Source organism: Pantoea sp. JK (assembly GCF_026130245.1).
GTDB classification, from domain to species: Bacteria; Pseudomonadota; Gammaproteobacteria; order Enterobacterales; family Enterobacteriaceae; genus Pantoea; species Pantoea trifolii.
The window spans coordinates 244,557-264,353 of sequence record NZ_JAINFN010000006.1 but is presented as its reverse complement, the minus strand read 5'-3'; the positions used below and the strand labels follow the sequence as shown (position 1 = coordinate 264,353).

The window sequence follows — 19,797 nt, the reverse complement described above, 5'->3', positions numbered from 1 at the left end:
AGGAAAATTGGTGCAATAAGGCGAACACATGAACAAATCTTCCCACTTTATCGATCTCTCGCTGCTGAAAACCCATCCGGCTTTTCGCGCGGTGTTTATCGCGCGTTTTATCTCGATTGTCGCACTCGGCATGCTCGCCGTGGCGGTGCCGGTGCAGATTCAGCACATGACAAATTCACCGCTGCTGGTGGGATTGGCGGTGACGCTGGCCGCTGCGGGCATGTTTATCGGCCTGCTCACCGGCGGCGTATTGGCGGATCGCCATGAACGCAAAAAGCTGATTCTGTTTGCCCGATCCACCTGCGGCTTAGGTTTTATCGCGCTGGCCACCAACGCCGCGCTGCCAGAACCCTCTTTGATCGCGGTTTATCTGCTCGGTTTCTGGGATGGCTTTTTCGGCGCGATTGGCGTGACCGCGCTGCTGGCGGCGACGCCCGCGCTGGTCGGCAGGGAAAACATTATGCAGGCGGGCGCCATCACCATGTTGACGGTGCGCTTCGGCTCGATTTTATCGCCAGCGATTGCCGGTCTGGTGATTGCGCATGGCGGCATAACCTGGAACTACGCCCTCGCCGCCTTCGGCACTTTGCTTACCGTGTTAACGCTGCTGAAGTTGCCGACCTTGCCGCCTCCGCCGCAACCGCGTGAACATCCGCTGAAATCCCTCGCCGCTGGCGTGCAGTTTCTTTTCGCCAGCCCGATTGTCGGCATGGTGGCGCTGATTGGCGCATTAGTGACGCTGGCCAGCGCGGTGCGCGTGCTCTATCCATCCCTCGCGCCGCATTGGTCAGTAAGCGCGGACCAGCTTGGCCTGATGTACGCTGCCGTGCCGCTTGGTGCGGCTATCGGCGCATTCACCAGCGGTAGACTGAAACACGCCGCGCGTCCCGGACAGCTGGTGCTCGGCAGCGCGATTGCGGCGTTTATCGCGCTGGGTTTGTTTAGCCTGATGCCGAATCTGCCGCTGGCATTAGCCTGTTTAGTCGCCTTCGGCTACTTCAGCGCCATCAACAGTCTGGTGCAGTACGCGATGATTCAGGCATTAACGCCGGATCATCTGTTAGGCCGTATCAACGGCTTGTGGACCGCGCAGAACGTGACCGGCGATGCGATTGGTGCGGCGGTGATTGGCGCAATGGGTTCATGGCTGCTGCCACCGCAGGCCGCCGCCGTGTTTGGCTTTGCGGCGGCGCTACTGGGCATAGCGATGTGGTTGGTGATGGGCCGTTTACGTCGTTACCACCCGCCAGCACCGGAGCTGGCGGAACAGGCATCATGATTTAACGAACAGCTTTTCCAGACGCGCCAGCAGATTACTGGCGCTGTAGTAATCGAGACGGAACGAATCGACGCCCAGCTCGTACACCTGTTTGTTCTGCACGGCAGCGTTTTGCGCGAGGAATGGATTGCTCAGCACCGATTGCGTGGTTTTATCGTCAGCGGCAAACAGCAGGAAGGTTTTACCGTTCAAGCCGCTGGCAACGCTTTCGCCCGACAGCTGAATGATATCTTTGCGCTGCCCCATGCTGTGTCCCTGCTCAACCGTCGCCGGTGGCGTTGCCAGGGTGAAGCCAAGTTGTTCCAGCAGCTTGCCCTGCGCCGAGGCTGCGGTCCACAGATTGACCGCGCGTCCGCCGCCGTTCCACACCATGGCGGAAACCGGTTGCGGTGGCAGCGTGATGGCTTTTTTCAGTGCCGCTTCGCGATCGTCGAAAGCTTTAATGCGCTGCGCCGCCTGCGCTTCGTGACCTGAAGCCTGGCCTAACAGCGTCACAACATCCTGCCAGCTTTTGTCGTCGTAATTGACCACCAGCGTCGGTGCAATAGCCGAGAACTGTTCGGCGAGTTTAATGGCAGAATCGTTGCCGGTAGCGCTGACGATGATCAGATCCGGCGCTTGCGCAGCAACCGCTTCGGCATTAGGTTCACCGATGTACAGACGTTGCAGATGCTGCTTTTTGGCAACATCGCTCCACTGACGGAAGAAACCCTGATCGTCGGCAAGACGACTGTTTGGTGCGGTTGCGCCGGACGCGATGACCGGTGCATCAATGGCCAGCAGCGAGCCGGTCAGCGTGACGCTGGTCGAGACAATGCGCTGCGGCGCGTGGTTGAGGGTGATCGATCCGTTGGCACCCTGCACGGTGCGCGGCCAACCTTGTTCAGCGTTGGCGATGCTGGTGAAAATCTGGAAAACACATATAAGGGCTGCAATGCCCCAAAAACCGCATTTATTCATAAGTTTTGGTCCATTTTTTAGCATATTGCCCTGCTTAGCGTCAGCGCCTGATTACGTTTAAACGCAGCTGAAATCCCGCGAATGGATTGACACCTTTGCCCAATCGACGTAGGTTACAGGCCCATAATAAAAATGATAATCATTCTTAATAATCTTATCATTTATAGGTGAAAATTATGGTGGAATCTTCCACGTTTGAAAATGCCTGGCTGAAGGATTATTCCGCGCTAAGCCGTGGTTTCCTCTTTACCTCGCCGTGGCGTAGTTTGGCAACGCAAGGATGCTATACCACCATTACCGCGCCGGTAGCAGATGCCGCGTCGCTGGACGGTGATTTCCAACAACAGCTGCGTCAGCATTTTGCGGCGGCAAAAAAACAGGGCATCGACAATCCGATTCTGGTCGGCGCGATCCCGTTTGACGTCAGCCAGCCGGCTGCGCTGTTTATTCCTGAAACCTATCAGACGTTTAACCGCGCCGACCTGCAAAACGCGCTGCCGCAAAACGTCAGCGATCTGCCGCAGGTGCGTCGCCGCGCAGCGATACCGGACCACGACGTATTTACTACCATGGTGGCCGATGCGGTGGCGGCCACGCAGCGCGGCGATCTGGATAAAGTGGTGCTGTCGCGGTTGATGGATATCGTCACCGAACAGCCGGTTGATACCGCCGCACTGATGCAGCGCGTGATTGCGCAGAACCCCAACAGCTACCATTTCCATCTGCCGCTGCCGCAAGGCGGTGCGCTGATTGGCGCCAGTCCGGAGCTGATGCTGCGCAAACAGGGGCGCGATTTTAGCTCTTGTCCGCTGGCGGGCTCGGCGCGGCGTAATCATGAGGATGCTCAACAGGATCGTGCTGCGGGCGATACGCTGATGGACTCCGGCAAAGATCGTCATGAACACAAACTGGTGACCGATGCGATGCGCGACACCCTGCAGCCGCGCAGCCGTTTGCTGTCGGTGCCAACCATTCCATCGCTGATCACCACCGCCACGCTGTGGCATCTCGCCACGCAAATCGACGGTGAAGTGCAGGATGAGCGCGAAAATGCGCTGTCGCTGGCTTGCCTGTTGCATCCCACGCCAGCGTTGAGCGGCTTCCCACATCAGCGCGCGCAGCAGCTGATTCAGCAGCTGGAACCTTTTGATCGCCAGCTGTTTGGCGGCATCGTCGGCTGGTGCGATAGCCAAGGCAATGGCGAATGGGTGGTCACCATCCGCTGCGGCACCGTGCAGGGTACGCGCGTGCGCCTGTTTGCTGGCGCGGGCATTGTCGCCGACTCCCAACCCGAATCAGAGTGGCGTGAAACCGGCGTGAAGCTAGACACCATGTTGCGCGCCTTTGGACTGCAATAAAGGAAAGAGCATGAGCATTCCCTATACTCGCTGGCCGGACGATCTGGCTGCGCGCTACCGTGAAAAAGGTTACTGGCTGGATGTGCCGATGACCGACATTCTGGTGCGTCATCAGCACAATGATGCCATCGCGGTGATTGATGGCGATCGTCAGATCAGCTATCGCGAAATGGATGTGCTGAGCAGCAATCTGGCCGCCGCGCTGCAGCGTCGTGGCCTCCAAAACGGCGATACGGCGCTGGTGCAGCTTGGCAACGTGGCTGATTTTTATGTCACGGTATTTGCGCTGTTTAAGCTCGGCGTGGCGTCGGTATTTGCGCTGTTCAGCCATCAGCGTACCGAGCTGAGCGCCTATGCGGCGCAGATCGAACCTAAGCTGCTGATTGCCGATCGCACTCACGCGCTGTTTGCTGACGATAGCTTTATCAGCACGCTATGCGATGCGCAGCCTTCTCTGCAGCAGGTGATTCTGCGCAATGACAACCAGCCGGAAAACACGCTGGAATCCTTGATGGCGGAAGCTGCGGGAGATTTCGTCGCCACGCCAACCGCCGCCGATGAAGTGGCATTTTTCCAGCTCTCTGGCGGCAGTACCGGCACGCCGAAGCTGATTCCGCGCACCCACAACGACTATTACTACAGCATTCGCGCCAGTGATGAGATCTGTCAGGTGACCGCCGATACGCGCTATCTCATCGCCCTGCCCGCACCGCATAACTTCGCGATGAGCTCACCGGGCTCGCTCGGCGTATTTTATGCCGGTGGTCAGGTAATTCTGGCCGCCGATCCCAGCGCCACGCTCTGCTTCCCGCTGATCGAGAAGCATCAGGTCACCGATACCGGTTTGGTGCCGCCGGCGGTGAGCTTGTGGTTACAGGCGATTCAGGAATGGGGCAGCAATACACAGCTGGCCTCGCTGCAGCGTATTCAGGTGGGCGGTGCCAAACTGGGCGAAACCCTGGCGGCACGTATTCAGCGTGAAATTGGCTGTCAGCTGCAGCAGGTGTTCGGCATGGCTGAAGGTCTGGTGAACTACACCCGCTTTGGCGACGATGAGAACATCATTCTCACCACGCAAGGCCGCCCGATCTCTGAAGATGATGAAGTGTGGGTCGCCGATGAACATGGCAACGCGTTGCCAACCGGCACCATCGGCCGCCTGATGACGCGCGGCCCTTACACCTTCCGAGGCTACTACAAGAGCCCGGAACATAACGCCGCCAGCTTCGACGCCAACGGGTATTACTGTTCGGGCGATCTGATTGAGATCGACGCTCAGGGCTACATCACCGTGCAAGGGCGCGAAAAGGATCAGATCAATCGCGGTGGCGAGAAGATCGCCGCAGAAGAGATCGAAAACCTGCTGCAGCGCCATCCGGATGTGATCCACGCCGCGCTGGTGTCAATGAACGACGAACTGATGGGTGAAAAGAGCTGCGCCTTTATTGTCGCCAGCCAACCGATTAAAGCAGTGGCGCTGCGTCGTCACCTGCGCGAACTGGGCGTGGCCGAGTTCAAATTACCTGACCGTATTACCTGCGTAGATGCCCTGCCGCTGACGCCTGTTGGCAAGGTGGATAAAAAACGTTTACGCCAACAGCTTGCCGATCAACAAGCGCAAGCCTGACCTGTTCCGGAGATTGTAATGGCTATTCCAAAACTGAACGCTTACGCGCTGCCTGCAGCGACTGAACTGCCAACCAATAAAGTGAAGTGGGCGGTGGAACCTCAGCGCGCCGCGCTGCTGATTCATGATATGCAGGCTTATTTCCTCAATTTCTGGGGCGAAAACAGCCCGCTGGTTAATCAGGTGGTGGAAAACATCGCTCGCCTGCGTGCTTACTGCAAAGCGCAGGGCATTCCGGTGTTCTACACCGCCCAGCCGAACGAGCAGAGCGATGCCGATCGCGCGTTGCTTAATGACATGTGGGGACCGGGCCTGAACAAACATCCCGATCAACAGAAGATCGTTGATGCGCTGGCACCGGATCAGGACGACCAGGTTCTGACCAAATGGCGTTACAGCGCCTTCGTAAGATCACCGCTGGAATCGATCCTTCAGGAGATGGGCCGCGATCAGCTGATCATCACCGGCGTGTACGCACATATCGGCTGCCTGACCACCGCGACTGACGCCTTTATGCGTAACATCCAGCCGTTTATGGTGGCGGATGCGCTGGCTGACTTCACGCGTGAAGAGCACATGATGGCGCTGACTTACACTGCGGGTCGCAGCGGTAAAGTGGTGATGACCGCCGATCTGATGCCGCTGCCGTTGAGCAAAGACGATCTGCGTGCGCTGATTCTGCCGCTGCTGGAAGATGACGATGTGCCGGAAGATGACGAGAACCTAATCGATTACGGTCTGGATTCGGTACGCGTGATGGCGCTGGCGGCGCGCTGGCGTCAGGTGCACAGCGATATCGACTTCGTCAGTCTGGCAAAAAATCCGACCATCGATGGCTGGTGGGCGCTGTTATCAAGGGTGCCGACTAAATGAGTGCGACGTTCGACTTTAGCGGAAAGATTGTCTGGGTGACCGGCGCGGGCAAAGGGATTGGTTATCACACCGCGCTAAGCTTCCATCAGGCAGGTGCGCAGGTTATCGGCTTCGATCTGCGTTTCGATCAAGCCGACTATCCGTTCAACACGCAGGTATTGGATGTAGCGAACGCCGCCGAGGTGAAAGCGGTTTGTCAGCGTTTGCTGGCGGACCAGCCACGTCTGGATGTGCTGGTGAACGGTGCCGGCATCCTGCGTATTGGCAGCACCGATGAACTGGCGTTTGAAGATTGGCAAGCGTGTCTGGCGGTGAATGCCGGCGGCGCGTTCAACATGTTCCAGCAAACCTTGCCGGTGTTTCGCCAGCAGCGTGCGGGCGCGATTGTCACCATCGCGTCCAATGCGGCACATGCGCCACGTCTTGGGATGTCCGCTTATGGCGCGTCCAAGGCCGCACTGCGCAGCTTGTGTCTGACCGTGGGTTTGGAAATGGCGCCGTTCGGCGTACGCTGCAATATCGTCTCGCCAGGTTCCACCGATACCGATATGCAACGCAGCCTGTGGCATACGCCAGAAGCCGAGCAGGAGATGATTAATGGTTTCCCGGATCAGTACAAGCTGGGGATCCCGCTGCGTAAGATCGCTCAACCGCAGGAGATCGTTGCTAACGTGATGTTCCTCGCCTCGGATCTTGCCAGCCACGTGGTACTGCAGGATATTGTGGTCGACGGTGGCGCAACGCTGGGATCCTAAGTGATGGCAATCTGGAAACGATCGGTCGATGTTGAAACGCTGAATAAGATGGGTGAGAACTCGCTGGTGGCACACCTTGGAATTGTGTTTACCACCATCGGTGAAGATTACCTCGAAGCCACCATGCCGGTGGATGCCCGCACGCAGCAGCCGTTTGGCCTGCTGCACGGCGGTGCTTCGGTGGTGCTGGCGGAGTCGTTGGGATCGATCGCCGGGTATCTCAGCATCGAAGACGGCAAAAGCGTGGTGGGCATTGAGGTGAGCGCCAGCCACCATCGCGCGGTGAGCAGCGGTGAAGTGTACGGCATTTGCCGCCCGCTACACCTTGGTGCGCGTAATCAAAGCTGGCAGATTGAGATTCGTAACGTCCGCGATCAGCTGTGCTGCACCTCAAGATTGACGGTGGCGGTGCTGGGTTAAGAGATAAAAAAAGCGGCCTTCTGGCCGCTTTTTTGTGCGATTAACGCTGGTAAATGATTTCGACGCCTTCGTCGTCTTCTTCGTCCCAGTCGTCATCCCAATCGTCGTCTTCTTCCACTTCCTGCGCCGTTTCCATGGCTTCACGGTGATAATCATCCCACATGAAGGCCACTTTCTCTGGCTCTTTAGCTTCTTCTTCAGCTTCTTTTGGATTTTCGATGATAAAGCTCATCACATCCCAGCAAAGATCTTTCACGCCATCATGGCTAGCCGCAGAGATTAGGTAATATTTTTCTTCCCAGCCTAATGCTTCCACTACCGCTTTGGCACGGCTTTCCGCTTCTTCGCGGCTCAGCAGGTCACATTTGTTGAACACTAACCAACGCGGCTTCTGGAACAGTTTATCGCTGTACTTCTCCAACTCGCCGAGAATGATGCGGGCATTTTCTACCGGATCAGATTCATCGATAGGGGCAAGATCGATCAGGTGCAGCAGCACGCGGCAGCGCTCAAGGTGCTTCAGGAAGCGAATACCCAAACCTGCGCCATCCGCTGCGCCTTCAATCAGGCCAGGAATATCAGCGACAACAAAACTCTTTTCGTTGTCCATACGCACGACGCCAAGGCTTGGCACCAGCGTAGTAAACGGATAATCCGCAACTTTTGGTTTCGCCGCGGATACCGAGCGAATAAAGGTCGATTTACCGGCATTCGGCAGACCCAGCATACCAACGTCAGCCAGCAGCATCAGTTCCAGTTGTAGGTCACGCTTCTCGCCCGGTGTTCCCATGGTTTTTTGACGCGGGGAACGGTTAACCGAGGATTTAAAGCGCGTGTTGCCCAGGCCATGCCAGCCGCCTTTCGCCACCATCAGCTTCTGCTCATGACGCGTCATGTCGCCCAGCGTTTCGCCTGTACCTTGGTCAATGACACGGGTACCGACCGGCACTTTAACGATGATGTCTTTACCACGTTTACCGGTGCAATCACGGCTTTGGCCATTCTGGCCACGTTCGGCACGGAAAGACTTTTCAAAGCGATAATCGATCAGGGTGTTGAGGTTTTCATCCGCCAACAAATATACGTCGCCGCCGTCGCCGCCGTCGCCGCCATCCGGGCCGCCTCTTGGAATATATTTTTCACGGCGGAAGCTTACGCAACCGTTGCCGCCATCACCCGCGACCGCAAGGATCGTCGCTTCATCTACAAACTTCATTTTATTTCTCCGTCACGCTGTCGTTCACGGCAGCTTGCAGGCCGCAAACGGGTCCGCCAGGGTCTTCTGCGCTGACCGACGGCGGATAATACAAGACTGGCAAAGCCAGGAGTACATAAATTGTACAACAACTGTGCTAAAGCGTAACTGTTATCCAGCAAGCTCAGTAGCAGAATGTAAAAAGCCCCGCAAAGCTGCGGGGCCTTTCATTCGTGTATTCAGACGGTAGACGTCTGCAGCACGACAACCTTACTCAGCAACGATGCTGATATATTTACGGTTGTTCGGGCCTTTAATCTCGAATTTTACTTTGCCGTCTGCGGTGGCAAACAGGGTGTGGTCACGACCACAACCTACGTTGCTACCTGCGTGGAATTTGGTGCCACGCTGACGAACGATGATGCTACCTGCCAGAACAGATTCGCCACCGAAACGTTTTACACCCAGACGTTTTGCGTTGGAGTCGCGACCGTTACGGGTCGAGCCACCAGCCTTCTTATGTGCCATTTGTCAGATCTCCTCTTACGCGCCGATCACAGTGATTTTCACATCTGTGAACCACTGACGGTGACCAGCTTGCTTACGGTAGTGTTTACGACGACGAAACTTAACGATTTTAATTTTCTCGCCACGACCGTGAGCCACAACTTCTGCCTTGATCACACCGCCTGAAACCAGTGGCGCGCCGATTTTCACGTCTTCGCCATTTGCGATCATCAGAACCTGGTCAAACTCAATGGTTTCACCGGTTGCGATGTCCAGCTTTTCCAGGCGAACGGTCTGACCTTCGCTTACTCGGTGTTGTTTACCACCACTTTGGAAAACCGCGTACATATAAAACTCCGCTTCTGCGCGTGCCTTTCTTGTTCATCAGGCGGCGCGATAAATATTCACAATAGGGCGCGAATTCTACGCAATACTCCAGCAGAAGACAAGAGCACTTTGCACACTCTTGCAGAAAAAAAGCGCAAGGCGAATGCAAACGTTTCGCAACCCGATTTTTCAAGTACAATCAGTAACAGATTACCTGAACTCACGCTGTTTAAAGCGCTTACCATGCAAAAAACGAGTAAAGCTGAAAAGACGAATGAACTTAGAACAGATTAATGAATTAACCGCGCAGGACATGGCGGCCGTCAACCAGACCATCCTCGAGCAGCTGAATTCAGAAGTCTCACTGATTAACCAGTTGGGCTATTACATTATCAGCGGCGGGGGCAAACGCATCCGTCCGATGATCGCTGTGCTGTCGGCACGCGCGCTGAATTATCAGGGATCGTTGCACATCACCAATGCGGCGCTGATCGAATTTATCCATACGGCGACGCTGCTGCACGATGATGTGGTGGATGAATCCGATATGCGCCGTGGCAAAGCCACCGCGAACGCCGCGTTTGGTAATGCGGCTAGCGTGCTGGTGGGCGATTTTATCTATACGCGCTCATTCCAGATGATGACCAGCATGGGATCCTTAAAGATCCTGGCGCTGATGTCGGAAGCGGTCAACGTGATCGCTGAAGGGGAAGTGCTGCAGTTAATGAACTGCAACGATCCCGACATCACTGAAGAGAGCTACATGCGGGTGATCTACAGCAAAACCGCCCGCCTGTTCGAAGCAGCTTCGCAAGCATCGGCGATTTTAGCTGATGCGTCGCCAGCGCAGGAAAAAGCACTGCAGGATTATGGTCGCTATCTTGGTACCGCTTTCCAGTTAATTGATGATTTGCTGGATTACAGCGCGGATGGCGAAACACTGGGTAAAAATACCGGTGACGACCTGAGCGAAGGCAAACCGACGCTGCCGCTGCTGCACGCGATGCACAATGGAACGCCTGAGCAAGCGCAGATGATCCGCAAAGCGATTGAAGAAGGCAACGGTCGTCATCTGCTGGAACCGGTGCTGGCAGCGATGCAACAAACTGGCTCGCTGGAGTGGACGCGTAAACGTGCTGAAGAAGAGGCGGATAAAGCTATCTCAGCACTGCAAGTATTACCTGAAAGCCCGTGGCGCAGCGCACTTGAAGCGCTGGCGCACATGTCCGTACAACGCGACTTCTGATTTTAACGGGGCCTGAATTGGTCCCGTTTCCTTTCTCACTCTTCTCCCCTTTACTTACATCGCTTGCATCACTTTTGCGAAAAGCGACGCAGTTTCGTGCGCCGTTCAAACATTTACTGGAAATTAACTGGAAACATTTGCTATAAAAATGCGGGTTTTTTCCAGATATCTCTGCGACGGGAAAGCTTTTTCAGCGGAGATGAAGTAATAACACGGACACGGAGAAGAAAGTTATGTACCCAAGGAAAGTGGATTGGCACCCGGCAGATATCATTGCTGCATTACGTAAGAAAGGCACATCACTGGCAGCGCTGTCACGGGAATCAGGGCTTAGCTCGTCAACTTTGGCCAATGCGCTGTCGCGCCCCTGGCCCAAAGGCGAATGGCTAATTGCCAATGCGATTAAGGTGCATCCGGCAGAGATCTGGCCGAGCCGATATTATGATCCTTTTACCGGTCTGCTGAAGGATCGCAAAAAGCGCATACGATCGCCCAAAGATCGTAAAAAGATCTGACCATACTGCAGATGAAAAAAAACCAGCCGCGTTACCGTGACTGGTTTTTTAATGCGCAAAGGTAAAAATTATTCGCCGCTTACGCGCTCGATATTTGCACCCATCGCTTTCAACTTGTCTTCGATGTGCTCATAGCCACGGTCGATGTGATAGATACGATCAACTAGCGTGGTGCCTTCTGCAATACAACCCGCCAGCACCAGGCTCGCTGATGCACGCAGATCGGTGGCCATCACCTGCGCACCCGACAAGGTTTCAACGCCATGACAAATCGCGGTGTTGCTTTCGATTTCCGCATGCGCGCCCATACGAATCAGTTCAGGGATATGCATGAAGCGGTTTTCGAAGATGGTTTCGGTAATCACACCGGTTCCTTCTGCCACCAGGTTGAGCAGCGTGAACTGCGCCTGCATGTCAGTTGGGAAGCCTGGATGCGGCGCCGTACGGATATTCACCGCTTTTGGGCGCTTGCCGTGCATATCCAGGCTGATCCAATCTTCGCCCACTTCGATCTCTGCACCCGCCTCACGCAGTTTAGACAACACCGCATCCAGCGTATCTGGCTTAGTGTTGTGGCAAACAACTTTGCCACGTGAAATCGCTGCAGCGACCAGGAAAGTACCGGTTTCGATACGATCTGGCAGAACGCGATATACGCCGCCGCCCAGACGCTCAACACCTTCGATGGTGATTTTATCTGTGCCCGCACCCGTGATTTTCGCGCCCAGCGTGTTGAGGAAGTTTGCCGTATCGACAATCTCCGGCTCACGCGCGGCATTCTCAATAATGGTGATGCCGGTAGCCAGCGTCGCCGCGCTCATGATGGTGACGGTAGCGCCAACAGACACTTTATCCATCACGATGTGCGCGCCTTTCAGGCGGCCATTCACCGAAGCTTTAACGTAGCCTTCTTCCAGCTTAATTTCCGCACCCAGCTGTTCCAGACCAGTAATGTGCAGATCAACCGGACGCGCACCGATGGCGCAACCGCCCGGCAGTGAAACCTGGCCCTGACCAAAACGCGCCACCAGCGGACCCAGCGCCCAGATCGAAGCACGCATGGTTTTCACTAAATCGTATGGCGCACTGAAAACATTAACTTCGCGAGCATCAACGTGGACCGAACCATTGCGCTCAACGCGCGCACCCAGCAGATTCAGCAGCTTCATGGTGGTATCGATATCACGCAGCTTCGGTACGTTCTGAATCTCTACCGGCTCTTCAGCCAGCAGCGCAGCAAACAGAATCGGCAACGCAGCATTCTTCGCCCCGGAAATGGTCACTTCACCACTTAAACGAGTGGGGCCTTGCACACGAAATTTGTCCATTAACACGGCTCTCAATTATCTATCAATAAAACAACCGGTGAGGCACTCAGAAACCGTTGAGTTTACGGTCGCGCGCCCACTCGGCTGGGGTATAAGTTTTGATGGAAACCGCATGAATACGATTATCCGCAATATATTCCATCAGCGGCGCGTACACAGCCTGCTGCTTCTTCACGCGGCTCAGTTCGGCGAACATTTCGCCCACTGCGATGACCTGAAAATGGCTGCCATCGTTGCTAAGTACGTGTACTTCTTCTAATGCCAGCGCCTGCATCAGCACGGCCTGAACTTCACTATTTTCCATCGCTCGTTACTTCACTTAATAATAATAAGGCTGCCATCTTAGAGGAAAGCGCCTGACTCTTAAATACGCAAAAGCCCCTGAAAAAATCAGGGGCTTAGCATCGACATCCGCAGATCAGGCGATTTTTTCCGCAGAAACAATAATCTGCTGCAGGTTATACAGCGTGATCAGTGACTGAAGTTTATCGGAGATGCCAGAGAAAAGTGGCGCGCTGCCATGGGCTCGCGCGATTTCACGCAGATGCACCAACAGCGCTAAACCCGCAGAATCCACCCTTTCCAGCCCGGCAACGTCGATGGTGGTGATATCCGCCACCGCAGTGTCACGTTCCTGCCACAAGGTCAGCAAAGTATCACGATCTAATTTGCCGCTTAAAGCCAGCGTGCTGGCAGTACGCTGCCAGCGTAACGGTTCACTCATTATTGCTTTTTATCCAGGGTGATCGGCTGTGCTGCATAGACTTTCAGCTGAGCCGTCAAGCCATCAATGCCTTTGGTGCGCAACAGATCGCCCCACTCATTCTGTTTCGTGGTGATCATGCTGATGCCTTCGGCCACCATGTCATACGCCTGCCAGTTGCCGGTCTGGCTGTTCTTGCGCCACTGGAAATCGAGGCGCACCGGCGGACGACCATTCGGATCGATAATGGTGACGCGAATCGCTACGATATTGGCATCGCCAATCGGCTGTTCCGGCTGGATTTGGTAAGTTTGACCGTTATACAGCGCCAGCGCCTGGCCGTACGCCTGCGCCAGATAATCACCGAACGCGGCAAAATAGGCATCGCGTTGCGCCGGTGTCGCATCGCGATAATAGCGACCAAGAACTAACGCACCGGCATATTTTACCTGTACATAAGGCATCAGTTCCTGACGCACCACTTCGCGCAGATAGTTCGGATCCTGCTTAATCTTCGGCTGTTCGTTTTTCAGACGGGTGAAGGTCTTTTCCGCCGCTTCGTTCATCAGCTTGTAAGGATTAGTTTGATCCGCTGCGGCGTTGGCTGCCAGCGGTGCGATTGCCAACACGGCAATCATCAGTAAGCGTCTAAACATCATGTTTTACCTCGTTGGTTATTCCGTTGTTGCAGGTGCTGCTGGTGCGCTCTCCGCACCCTGGGATTTGTCGTTGGGTTTGTTATCGCCGCTCTTATAGAGGAATTGACCGATGAGGTCTTCCAGCACCAGTGCCGATTTGGTGTCACGCAGCGTGCCGCCATCTTTCAGCATCGAGGAGCCAAGTTCAGGATCGTCAAAACCTAAATTCAACGCCAGGAACTGCTCACCCAGCAGACCTTGGGTGCGGATGGCTAATGAGCTGGTGTCTGGAATCTTATTGGCGAATTTATCGCTGATATCCATGGTCACACGCGGAGAAAGGGTTTTCTCATCAAGCGCGATATCTGATACACGGCCAATTAACACGCCGCCAATTTTTACCGGAGAACTGACTTTGAGTCCGCCAATATTATCGAAGGTGGCATACATCTTCCACGTCGGTTCGGTGCCGATTGTTTTAAGATCGGCGACGCGAAGAGCGAGGAATAACAGCGCCAGCAGCGCAGCCAGCATGAAGACGCCAACCCAGATTTCGTTTTTCTTGCTTTGCATTGCATCAATTCCCAAACATCAGTGCTGTCAGCACAAAATCCAAACCGAGTACCGCCAGTGAAGCATGCACCACGGTACGCGTCGTCGCCCGACTGATCCCTTCCGAGGTCGGGATGGCATCATAGCCATTAAAGAGCGCAATCCAGGTTACCGTAACGGCAAAGACCGCGCTTTTGATCATGCAGTTAACGACATCAGTGCGGAAATCCACCGCGTTCTGCATCGCCGACCAGAAGAAACCCGGATCGATCCCTTTCCAGCTCACCCCCACCAGCGCGCCACCGGCAATACCGACGGCGGTAAAGATCAGCGCCAGTAGCGGCATGCTGATAAAGCCGGCCCAGAAGCGCGGTGATACCACGCGACGTAACGGATCGACGGCCATCATCTCCATGCTCGAGAGCTGTTCAGTGGCTTTCATCAGCCCGATTTCTGCGGTTAACGCTGAACCTGCCCGGCCGGCAAACAGCAATGCCGTCACTACCGGACCGAGTTCACGCAGCAGCGAGAGCGCCACCAGCATGCCAAGGCTGGTTTCAGCATTGTAGGTGGTCAGCACCAGATAGCCTTGCAGACCCAGCACCATGCCAATAAACAGGCCGGACACCACAATGATCAGCAACGATAATACGCCCACGCTGTAGAGCTGTTTTACCAGCAGCGGCGCATGGCGACGAAACGCCGGCTTACCCACCAGCGCATGAAAGAGCATGAGGCCTGCGCGGCCAAAAGCGGCACAGGTATTAATTCCCTGACGTCCAAATGACGCTAGCGCCTGTAACAACATCAGTTTACGTTCTCCCTGAGCGGGTCAAGTCGCTGAGATAATCGCCAGCGGCAAAGCGAAACGGCACCGGACCATCCGCATGACCCTCGATAAACTGGCGCACACGCGGATCGGGATTTTCCCGCAGTTCCGGCGCGCTGCCCTGAGCAATAATTTTTTGTCCGGCAACAATATAGGCATGATCGGCAATGCTCAATACCTCAGGCACATCGTGTGAAACCACAATGCAGGTCAGGCCCAAAGCATGATTAAGTTCGTCAATTAATTTCACCAGCACGCCCATGGTGATAGGATCCTGGCCGACAAAAGGCTCATCGAACATGATCAGTTCCGGTTCCAGCGCGATAGCACGCGCCAGCGCCGCACGGCGCGCCATACCGCCGGAGAGTTCGGCAGGCATCAGTTTCGCAGCACCACGCAAACCCACCGCTTCCAGCTTCATCAATACGGTGCTGTGCAACAGTTCTGGCGGCAACTGCGTATGTTCACGTAATGGCCAGGCAACGTTTTCATACACGTTGAGATCGGTAAACAGCGCGCCTGACTGAAACAGCATGCTCATTTTTTTACGCGCTTCGTACAATTTCGTGCGGGAAAGCGTCGGGATATTCTGATCGCGGAACCAAATCTCGCCTTTGTCGGGCTGTAATTGCCCGCCAATCAGACGTAAAAGCGTGGTTTTACCAATTCCGGACGGCCCCATAATCGCGGTGACTTTGCCGGCGGGTACCGTTAACGAGATATCGTCAAAGATTGTACGATCTCCGCGCGTGAAACTGACGCCACGAACCTCAACCAGATTCGTTTGCTGCTGGATCATCTTTACCTCTTTATGCGGATCGGGCGCTATCAAAACGGTGGATGGTAGCCTGGTCGCCTCGAATGCACGATAGTTTTACAGAAACTTACCCACTTAGTGTGGCGAAAACGGCCTTAAAATTTACTTTTGCCTCTCAGACAGTCAAAATCAGCGCCTGTTAGTGTGTGCAGAATGTTTTTACCTGTCGGACAAGGTTCGCCGACACCTCCATCCATCAAGGATTTTTAATGTTCGTAGCCTCTGCCTTGCTGTTTATCGGATTGATTTTACTGGTTTACGGCGCCGACCGTCTGGTATTTAGCGCCGCGATCCTCTGTCGATCCTTTGGCATCCCACCACTGATCATAGGCATGACGGTGGTGAGCATTGGCACATCATTGCCGGAATTAATTGTCTCATTTTCGGCCGCGCAGCATGGACAAATGGATTTAGCGGTCGGCACCGCGCTGGGCTCGAACATCACCAACATTCTCTTGATTCTGGGTGGCGCAGCGTTGCTCCACCCATTGACAGTACACTCCAATCTGATTCGGCGCGAACTGCCATTAATGCTGCTAGTCTCACTGCTCAGCGGCATCATGCTGTTTGATAATCATCTGAGCCGTCTTGATGGCGTTGCGCTGCTACTGATCGCGCTGGGTTATCTGCTGGTAGTGATCCGCATTGCTCGCCGCGCTGAACGTGACAATAACGACACGCTCACCCGTGAACAGCTGGCCGAACTGCCGCGCGACGAAGCTGGCAACACCGTGGCCTTTCTGTGGCTGGCAGTCGCGCTAATTATTCTGCCGATGTCAACGCGGATGGTGATCGACAACGCCACCGTCTTTGCCGACTACTTCGGTGTGAGCGAACTGGTGATGGGCCTGACGCTGATTGCCGTCGGCACCAGCTTACCCGAACTGGCTACCGTTGTGGCCGGCGCGCTGAAAGGTGAGGACGATATCGCTATCGGTAACCTGATCGGCGCCAACATTTTCAATCTGGCGATTGTGCTCGGCCTACCAGCGCTGATTCATCCCGGCAGCGTTGATGCGCATGCCTTCGCACGTGATTACTGGGTGATGCTGGCAGTGAGCGTGCTGTTCGCCCTGCTCTGCCTGCTGCGCAAACGCCGTATTGGCCGTATCGCAGGCACACTATTATTAGGTGGTTTTATCGCGTGGGTGCTGTGGCTGTGGCTCAGCCCCATGCTTATCACAAGCTATTAAGGACGGACTGACCATGTCACATCAGCAACCGGATTTCGATTTTCAGCAAGCAGGTAAAGCGGTGCTGCGCATCGAACGCGAAGGGCTGGAGCAGCTTGATCAATATATCAATGATGATTTCGATCGCGCTTGCGCAATGATCTTTGCCTGCCGAGGCAAAGTGGTGGTGATGGGCATGGGAAAATCCGGACATATCGGTAAAAAGATGGCCGCGACTTTTGCCAGCACCGGTACGCCCTCTTTCTTTGTGCATCCCGGTGAAGCCAGCCACGGCGATCTCGGCATGGTCAGCACCAATGACGTGGTGATCGCGATTTCCAATAGCGGTGAATCCGGCGAAATCCTGGCGTTGGTGCCGGTGTTAAAGCGCCAGAAGGTGCAGCTGATCTGTATTACCGGGCGTCCGGACAGCGCGATGGGCCGCGCCGCGGATGTGCATCTGTGCGTGAAAGTGCCGCAGGAAGCCTGTCCGCTCGGCCTGGCGCCGACCACCAGCACCACCGCGACCTTAGTCATGGGTGATGCGCTGGCCGTGGCGTTGCTGGAAGCGCGCGGATTTACCCAGGAAGATTTTGCGCTGTCGCATCCCGGCGGTGCGCTGGGCCGCAAACTGCTGCTGCACGTCAGCGATATCATGCACAGCGGCGATGAAATCCCGCACGTCAGCCGTGATGCGTCGATGCGTGATGCGCTGCTGGAAATTACCCGCAAGAATCTTGGTTTAACGGTGATTGTCGATGACCTGATGAAAATCGAAGGCATCTTCACCGATGGTGACTTGCGCCGCGTGTTCGATATGGGCATCGATTTCCAGAAAGCCACCATTCAGGAAGTGATGACCAGCGGCGGTATTCGCGTGCGCCCGAATATGCTCGCGGTCGATGCCCTTAATCTGATGCAAAACAAAAACATCACCGCCCTGCTGGTGGCCGATGACGATCGCCTGCTCGGTGTGGTACATATGCATGACATGCTGCGCGCTGGCGTAGTCTGAACAGGAAGAAACAATGAGTGCTGAAACAGCAATGGTCGAGACGTGCTACGGTCCGGTGAGCGCGGAAGTCATGGCGCGTGCTGCGAAGATTCGCCTGCTGATTTGTGACGTTGATGGCGTGATGTCGGATGGCGTGATTTACATGGGTAACAGCGGTGAAGAGTTGAAAGCTTTTAACGTGCGCGATGGTTATGGCGTGCGTTGCCTGCTGACCTCCGGCGTCGAAGTGGCTATTATTACCGGCCGCAAAGCAAAACTGCTGGAAGATCGCTGTAAGACGCTCGGCATTACGCATCTTTACCAGGGACAATCGGATAAGCTTTTGGCCTGGCGGGAACTCCTGGATAAACTGTCATTGACCGCCGAGCAGGTCGCCTACATTGGCGATGACCTGATCGACTGGCCGGTGATGGCGCAGGTGGGTTTGAGCGTGGCCGTTGCCGACGCCCACCCGATTTTACTGCCGCGCGCGCATTATGTGACCCGCATTGCCGGTGGCCGCGGCGCGGTACGTGAGTTGTGCGATCTGATCTTGATGGCGCAGAACCAATTTGAGGATGCCAAAGGGCAATCAATATGAGTAAGAGCAGGCGTTGGATGACGCTGATCCTGGCCTTGATCGCCTTAGTGCTGATCGGCTGGAATCTCACCAACCAGGATGACGACAGAACGCCGATGGCGACCAACGATCAAGCGCCAACCTACACCAGCGAGAAATCGAACACGGTGGTGTATAACCCAACAGGCGCGCTGGGCTATAAGCTGGTCTCCGATAAAGTCACCTACTTTGCTGCCGATGAGATAAGTTGGTTCGATAATCCGGTGATGACCACCTATGACGTAAACAAAGTCGCGACATGGTCGGTGCGCGCCGATAAGGCAAAGCTGACTAAAGATCGTATGCTTTATCTTTATGGCAACGTTGTCGTCAATACCTTGACCCAGGATTCACAGCTTGAGCGCATCCTTACCGATAACGCTCAGGTTAATTTGGTCACCCAGGATGTGACATCTGACGATCAAGTCACCCTTTTTGGCCGCAGTTTTAATTCCACTGGCATGAAAATGCGCGGCAATTTACGGACGAAACACGCAGAGCTGCTTGAAAAGGTCAAAACTTCCTATGAAATTCAAAATGAACAAAAATAGCCTTAAGTTATTGCTGGTGGGTACGCTGCTGGCAACGAGCCTGCCTGCGCTGGCATTAACTGGCGACTCAGACAAGCCGGTGAATATTGACTCCGTCAACCAGGCGCTGGACCTGCAGGGCAACGTCGCGACCTTTACCGGCAACGTGATTGTGACCCAGGGTTCCATCAAGATTACCGCCGATAAAGTGGTCGTCACCCGTCCGGGCGGCGATAGCAAGAAAACCATCGTTGATGCTTACGGCACGCCAGCGACCTTCTATCAAATGCAGGATAACGGCAAGCCGGTGCAAGGCCACGCCAGTAAACTGCATTATGAACTGGCGAACGATTTTGTTGAGCTGACCGGTAATGCCTTCATTCAGCAGCAGGACAGCAACATCAAAGGCGACCGCATCACTTACCTGGTGAAAGAGCAGAAGATGCAGGCGTTCAGCCAGGGTGACAGCAAGCGCGTGACCACCGTTCTGGTTCCGTCGCAGCTGCAGGACAAAAACGGTTCGTCCGCGAGCCCTAAAAAGAGTAACTGATTG

The 19,797-nt window shown here is 55.1% G+C and carries 24 protein-coding genes; 13 read left to right on the top strand and 11 right to left on the bottom strand.

From position 1 onward, the window contains the following. Positions 1 to 28: 28 nt before the first annotated feature. Positions 29 to 1,279 (top strand): enterobactin transporter EntS, encoded by a 1,251-nt coding sequence (gene entS / locus PanJK_RS15270; protein WP_265300840.1) that lies wholly within the window; start codon positions 29 to 31, stop codon positions 1,277 to 1,279. Here the strand turns inward: entS and fepB are convergent. Then, positions 1,274 to 2,239, bottom strand: a complete 966-nt coding sequence (fepB, locus tag PanJK_RS15265; protein ID WP_265300837.1) for a Fe2+-enterobactin ABC transporter substrate-binding protein — start codon at positions 2,237 to 2,239, stop codon at positions 1,274 to 1,276. The genes entS and fepB overlap by 6 nt on opposite strands. Before the next feature lie 176 nt (positions 2,240 to 2,415). Between fepB and PanJK_RS15260 the strand changes: the two genes are divergently transcribed. Genes PanJK_RS15260 through PanJK_RS15240 form a run of 5 tightly spaced genes read left to right on the top strand, consistent with a single transcriptional unit; the run spans position 2,416 to position 7,272 of the window. Continuing rightward, complete coding sequence (locus PanJK_RS15260) at positions 2,416 to 3,597, top strand: isochorismate synthase (RefSeq protein WP_265300835.1); 1,182 nt, start codon at positions 2,416 to 2,418, stop codon at positions 3,595 to 3,597. 10 nt (positions 3,598 to 3,607) lie between these two features. Beyond that, entirely contained in the window at positions 3,608 to 5,224 is a 1,617-nt protein-coding gene (locus PanJK_RS15255) for a (2,3-dihydroxybenzoyl)adenylate synthase (RefSeq protein WP_256698269.1), read from the top strand. A gap of 18 nt (positions 5,225 to 5,242) precedes the next feature. Next, the gene (locus PanJK_RS15250; protein WP_265300834.1) at positions 5,243 to 6,097 is read left to right on the top strand and encodes an isochorismatase family protein; all 855 of its coding nucleotides are present in this window, start codon (positions 5,243 to 5,245) and stop codon (positions 6,095 to 6,097) included. Continuing rightward, a complete protein-coding gene (dhbA, locus tag PanJK_RS15245) occupies positions 6,094 to 6,852 on the top strand; it encodes a 2,3-dihydro-2,3-dihydroxybenzoate dehydrogenase (RefSeq protein ID WP_265300833.1) in 759 nt (252 codons plus the stop codon). Before PanJK_RS15250 ends, dhbA begins: the two co-directional genes overlap by 4 nt. A gap of 3 nt (positions 6,853 to 6,855) precedes the next feature. Then, a complete protein-coding gene (locus PanJK_RS15240; protein WP_265300832.1) occupies positions 6,856 to 7,272 on the top strand; it encodes a hotdog fold thioesterase in 417 nt (138 codons plus the stop codon). Positions 7,273 to 7,312: 40 nt separating this feature from the next. On the opposite strand, the gene cgtA is transcribed toward PanJK_RS15240, so the two are convergent. The 3 genes from cgtA to rplU form a co-directional block, all read right to left on the bottom strand. Then, positions 7,313 to 8,488 (bottom strand): Obg family GTPase CgtA, encoded by a 1,176-nt coding sequence (gene cgtA / locus PanJK_RS15235; protein WP_008104343.1) that lies wholly within the window; start codon positions 8,486 to 8,488, stop codon positions 7,313 to 7,315. A 249-nt stretch (positions 8,489 to 8,737) separates the two neighbouring features. Then, the gene (gene rpmA / locus PanJK_RS15230) at positions 8,738 to 8,995 is read right to left on the bottom strand and encodes a 50S ribosomal protein L27 (RefSeq protein WP_007886647.1); all 258 of its coding nucleotides are present in this window, start codon (positions 8,993 to 8,995) and stop codon (positions 8,738 to 8,740) included. A gap of 15 nt (positions 8,996 to 9,010) precedes the next feature. Then, the gene (gene rplU / locus PanJK_RS15225) at positions 9,011 to 9,322 is read right to left on the bottom strand and encodes a 50S ribosomal protein L21 (RefSeq protein ID WP_007886644.1); all 312 of its coding nucleotides are present in this window, start codon (positions 9,320 to 9,322) and stop codon (positions 9,011 to 9,013) included. A 253-nt stretch (positions 9,323 to 9,575) separates the two neighbouring features. Between rplU and ispB the strand changes: the two genes are divergently transcribed. Together ispB and PanJK_RS15215 are read left to right on the top strand one after the other, a co-directional pair. Further along, a complete protein-coding gene (gene ispB / locus PanJK_RS15220; protein ID WP_008104346.1) occupies positions 9,576 to 10,547 on the top strand; it encodes an octaprenyl diphosphate synthase in 972 nt (323 codons plus the stop codon). 233 nt (positions 10,548 to 10,780) lie between these two features. Next, positions 10,781 to 11,062, top strand: a complete 282-nt coding sequence (locus PanJK_RS15215) for a helix-turn-helix domain-containing protein (RefSeq protein WP_008104347.1) — start codon at positions 10,781 to 10,783, stop codon at positions 11,060 to 11,062. A gap of 68 nt (positions 11,063 to 11,130) precedes the next feature. Here PanJK_RS15215 and murA read toward each other — a convergent pair whose 3' ends face one another. The 7 genes from murA to mlaF form a co-directional block, all read right to left on the bottom strand. Next, positions 11,131 to 12,390 (bottom strand): UDP-N-acetylglucosamine 1-carboxyvinyltransferase, encoded by a 1,260-nt coding sequence (gene murA / locus PanJK_RS15210; protein ID WP_008104349.1) that lies wholly within the window; start codon positions 12,388 to 12,390, stop codon positions 11,131 to 11,133. 46 nt (positions 12,391 to 12,436) lie between these two features. Then, on the bottom strand, positions 12,437 to 12,694 hold the full coding sequence (gene ibaG / locus PanJK_RS15205) for a BolA family iron metabolism protein IbaG (protein WP_265300831.1): 258 nt from the start codon (positions 12,692 to 12,694) through the stop codon (positions 12,437 to 12,439). A gap of 114 nt (positions 12,695 to 12,808) precedes the next feature. Next, positions 12,809 to 13,114: a lipid asymmetry maintenance protein MlaB gene (mlaB, locus tag PanJK_RS15200; RefSeq protein ID WP_265300830.1), complete on the bottom strand. Its 306-nt coding sequence runs from the start codon at positions 13,112 to 13,114 to the stop codon at positions 12,809 to 12,811. Beyond that, entirely contained in the window at positions 13,114 to 13,749 is a 636-nt protein-coding gene (gene mlaC / locus PanJK_RS15195) for a phospholipid-binding protein MlaC (RefSeq protein ID WP_256698472.1), read from the bottom strand. The genes mlaB and mlaC overlap by 1 nt, the downstream gene beginning before the upstream one ends. Positions 13,750 to 13,767: 18 nt before the next feature. Continuing rightward, positions 13,768 to 14,304 carry an outer membrane lipid asymmetry maintenance protein MlaD gene (gene mlaD, locus PanJK_RS15190; RefSeq protein ID WP_256698261.1) on the bottom strand — a complete coding sequence of 179 codons (537 nt, stop codon included), beginning with the start codon at positions 14,302 to 14,304 and terminating at the stop codon, positions 13,768 to 13,770. 4 nt (positions 14,305 to 14,308) lie between these two features. Beyond that, positions 14,309 to 15,091 (bottom strand): lipid asymmetry maintenance ABC transporter permease subunit MlaE, encoded by a 783-nt coding sequence (gene mlaE / locus PanJK_RS15185; RefSeq protein WP_007886633.1) that lies wholly within the window; start codon positions 15,089 to 15,091, stop codon positions 14,309 to 14,311. 4 nt (positions 15,092 to 15,095) lie between these two features. Next, entirely contained in the window at positions 15,096 to 15,911 is an 816-nt protein-coding gene (mlaF, locus tag PanJK_RS15180) for a phospholipid ABC transporter ATP-binding protein MlaF (RefSeq protein WP_008104360.1), read from the bottom strand. 227 nt (positions 15,912 to 16,138) lie between these two features. On the opposite strand from mlaF, the gene PanJK_RS15175 reads away from it, so the two are divergent. Genes PanJK_RS15175 through lptA form a run of 5 tightly spaced genes read left to right on the top strand, consistent with a single transcriptional unit; the run spans position 16,139 to position 19,794 of the window. Next, positions 16,139 to 17,122: a calcium/sodium antiporter gene (locus PanJK_RS15175; protein ID WP_008104362.1), complete on the top strand. Its 984-nt coding sequence runs from the start codon at positions 16,139 to 16,141 to the stop codon at positions 17,120 to 17,122. Positions 17,123 to 17,135: 13 nt separating this feature from the next. Further along, positions 17,136 to 18,116 (top strand): arabinose-5-phosphate isomerase KdsD, encoded by a 981-nt coding sequence (kdsD, locus tag PanJK_RS15170; RefSeq protein ID WP_101762279.1) that lies wholly within the window; start codon positions 17,136 to 17,138, stop codon positions 18,114 to 18,116. 13 nt (positions 18,117 to 18,129) lie between these two features. Further along, positions 18,130 to 18,696: a 3-deoxy-manno-octulosonate-8-phosphatase KdsC gene (gene kdsC, locus PanJK_RS15165; protein ID WP_265300829.1), complete on the top strand. Its 567-nt coding sequence runs from the start codon at positions 18,130 to 18,132 to the stop codon at positions 18,694 to 18,696. After that, a complete protein-coding gene (lptC, locus tag PanJK_RS15160) occupies positions 18,693 to 19,265 on the top strand; it encodes an LPS export ABC transporter periplasmic protein LptC (protein ID WP_265300828.1) in 573 nt (190 codons plus the stop codon). Before kdsC ends, lptC begins: the two co-directional genes overlap by 4 nt. Continuing rightward, on the top strand, positions 19,240 to 19,794 hold the full coding sequence (gene lptA, locus PanJK_RS15155) for a lipopolysaccharide ABC transporter substrate-binding protein LptA (protein WP_256698258.1): 555 nt from the start codon (positions 19,240 to 19,242) through the stop codon (positions 19,792 to 19,794). The genes lptC and lptA overlap by 26 nt, the downstream gene beginning before the upstream one ends. Positions 19,795 to 19,797 lie beyond the last annotated feature (3 nt).

What these genes read in the sequence shown, in the direction of transcription:
- entS (WP_265300840.1), top strand. Translation starts at nt 29, where the DNA reads ATGAACAAATCTTCCCACTTTATCGATCTCTCGCTGCTGAAAACCCAT.
- fepB (WP_265300837.1), bottom strand. Translation starts at nt 2,239, where the DNA reads ATGAATAAATGCGGTTTTTGGGGCATTGCAGCCCTTATATGTGTTTTC.
- PanJK_RS15260 (WP_265300835.1), top strand. Translation starts at nt 2,416, where the DNA reads ATGGTGGAATCTTCCACGTTTGAAAATGCCTGGCTGAAGGATTATTCC.
- PanJK_RS15255 (WP_256698269.1), top strand. Translation starts at nt 3,608, where the DNA reads ATGAGCATTCCCTATACTCGCTGGCCGGACGATCTGGCTGCGCGCTAC.
- PanJK_RS15250 (WP_265300834.1), top strand. Translation starts at nt 5,243, where the DNA reads ATGGCTATTCCAAAACTGAACGCTTACGCGCTGCCTGCAGCGACTGAA.
- dhbA (WP_265300833.1), top strand. Translation starts at nt 6,094, where the DNA reads ATGAGTGCGACGTTCGACTTTAGCGGAAAGATTGTCTGGGTGACCGGC.
- PanJK_RS15240 (WP_265300832.1), top strand. Translation starts at nt 6,856, where the DNA reads ATGGCAATCTGGAAACGATCGGTCGATGTTGAAACGCTGAATAAGATG.
- cgtA (WP_008104343.1), bottom strand. Translation starts at nt 8,488, where the DNA reads ATGAAGTTTGTAGATGAAGCGACGATCCTTGCGGTCGCGGGTGATGGC.
- rpmA (WP_007886647.1), bottom strand. Translation starts at nt 8,995, where the DNA reads ATGGCACATAAGAAGGCTGGTGGCTCGACCCGTAACGGTCGCGACTCC.
- rplU (WP_007886644.1), bottom strand. Translation starts at nt 9,322, where the DNA reads ATGTACGCGGTTTTCCAAAGTGGTGGTAAACAACACCGAGTAAGCGAA.
- ispB (WP_008104346.1), top strand. Translation starts at nt 9,576, where the DNA reads ATGAACTTAGAACAGATTAATGAATTAACCGCGCAGGACATGGCGGCC.
- PanJK_RS15215 (WP_008104347.1), top strand. Translation starts at nt 10,781, where the DNA reads ATGTACCCAAGGAAAGTGGATTGGCACCCGGCAGATATCATTGCTGCA.
- murA (WP_008104349.1), bottom strand. Translation starts at nt 12,390, where the DNA reads ATGGACAAATTTCGTGTGCAAGGCCCCACTCGTTTAAGTGGTGAAGTG.
- ibaG (WP_265300831.1), bottom strand. Translation starts at nt 12,694, where the DNA reads ATGGAAAATAGTGAAGTTCAGGCCGTGCTGATGCAGGCGCTGGCATTA.
- mlaB (WP_265300830.1), bottom strand. Translation starts at nt 13,114, where the DNA reads ATGAGTGAACCGTTACGCTGGCAGCGTACTGCCAGCACGCTGGCTTTA.
- mlaC (WP_256698472.1), bottom strand. Translation starts at nt 13,749, where the DNA reads ATGTTTAGACGCTTACTGATGATTGCCGTGTTGGCAATCGCACCGCTG.
- mlaD (WP_256698261.1), bottom strand. Translation starts at nt 14,304, where the DNA reads ATGCAAAGCAAGAAAAACGAAATCTGGGTTGGCGTCTTCATGCTGGCT.
- mlaE (WP_007886633.1), bottom strand. Translation starts at nt 15,091, where the DNA reads ATGTTGTTACAGGCGCTAGCGTCATTTGGACGTCAGGGAATTAATACC.
- mlaF (WP_008104360.1), bottom strand. Translation starts at nt 15,911, where the DNA reads ATGATCCAGCAGCAAACGAATCTGGTTGAGGTTCGTGGCGTCAGTTTC.
- PanJK_RS15175 (WP_008104362.1), top strand. Translation starts at nt 16,139, where the DNA reads ATGTTCGTAGCCTCTGCCTTGCTGTTTATCGGATTGATTTTACTGGTT.
- kdsD (WP_101762279.1), top strand. Translation starts at nt 17,136, where the DNA reads ATGTCACATCAGCAACCGGATTTCGATTTTCAGCAAGCAGGTAAAGCG.
- kdsC (WP_265300829.1), top strand. Translation starts at nt 18,130, where the DNA reads ATGAGTGCTGAAACAGCAATGGTCGAGACGTGCTACGGTCCGGTGAGC.
- lptC (WP_265300828.1), top strand. Translation starts at nt 18,693, where the DNA reads ATGAGTAAGAGCAGGCGTTGGATGACGCTGATCCTGGCCTTGATCGCC.
- lptA (WP_256698258.1), top strand. Translation starts at nt 19,240, where the DNA reads ATGAAATTCAAAATGAACAAAAATAGCCTTAAGTTATTGCTGGTGGGT.